The sequence below is a fragment of the Lactobacillus fornicalis genome (assembly GCF_055362665.1).
In genome coordinates, this window is record NZ_JBLTIM010000063.1 from 1 (window position 1) to 1276 (window position 1276).

Here is a 1276-nt window from a genome sequence, read left to right on the forward strand (position 1 = left end):
CCCTCATCTCCACTTATATGATTAAGAATGTTGATATATCAACGTTCTTAAGTTCAAAAAGTGCTTTTTGACCGACAATTTGACCGACAAAAAGCAAAAATAAAAAGAGGCAGTAGCCGTTAAATGTCTAATTCATTTAACACGTTTACTGCCTCTTTTTTATTTTTATTATTTATATGAGTATAAATATCTAATGTCATTTGAATATTAGAATGCCCTAAAAGCATTTGAACTGTTTTCGGTTTGACATTTGTTTCTGAAATTAAAAGTGTGGCAAATGTATGTCTAAAACCGTGAACGGTTATATGCTTTAAATCTTTAGGCGCTTTATTATATATGGCTTCTAACCATTTCATTGGTTTAGAGAGAGATAAATATTTGCCTGTATAAGTATGAAAAACTTTAGCTGATAAAATTTTTTCACTATTTTTGTATTCATTAAGCACATTAGCTAAATTAGCAGATATTGGTACTTGGCGAATTGATGATTTACTTTTAGGAGGTTGAACTTGAACTTTATTATCCAGTCCTACTGCTAATGTTTTATTTACATCAATTACACCATTAATGAAATCAATATCGCTCCAAGTAAGCGCAAGTGCTTCAGATTTACGCAATCCAGTTGATGCAAGCAATTTAAAATATGTATAAGCTCTAAGATTATATTCTTTTGCAACTTGGAGAAATAGTTCTAATTCTTTACGGCTATATACATTATCTTCTACGTTTCTTCTAGGTCGACTAGTTTTTACTGGCATTATAATGCTACCAACAGGATTTATTGAAACATAGTTCATTCTAATAGCATATTCATAAAATGATCTAAGTATAAAGATAGGATCATTAAATTTAACTAATTTAGTTGCTAGTTTATCTGCCCAAAGTTGAACATCTCGAACTGAGATTTTATCCATATAAGCATTACCAAAAAATGGTTTAATATGCACTCGATAATTGATTGCAGTTTTGTTAGCTGTAGATTCTTTAACAGTAGTGCGATAACGTGCAAACCATATCTCATACATCTGGTTAATTGTTATCTGTTTTTGCTTAACAAAGTCATTAACATTCTCAATGTTTAAATGATTATAAGCTTCTTCTGCTTCAGCAAAAGACTTAAATCCCCGACGGGTAGTTTCTTTTTTTATTCTATTGATATTTCTACCCAAGAATATTTTAAACATGTATCTTTTTTCGCCGTTTTTGAGGGTATATTCTTTAATAGCTTTATTTTTTCTTTTAGGCATAGTAACTCCTCCCCTCAGATAAAGGATTA

At 30.3% G+C, this 1276-nt stretch carries 1 protein-coding gene; it reads right to left on the bottom strand.

Annotated elements, in window-relative coordinates; all coding sequences use genetic code 11:
- Positions 1-119: 119 nt before the first annotated feature.
- On the bottom strand, positions 120-1247 hold the full coding sequence (locus ACNDLV_RS07980; protein WP_006587426.1) for a tyrosine-type recombinase/integrase: 1128 nt from the start codon (positions 1245-1247) through the stop codon (positions 120-122).
- Positions 1248-1276 lie beyond the last annotated feature (29 nt).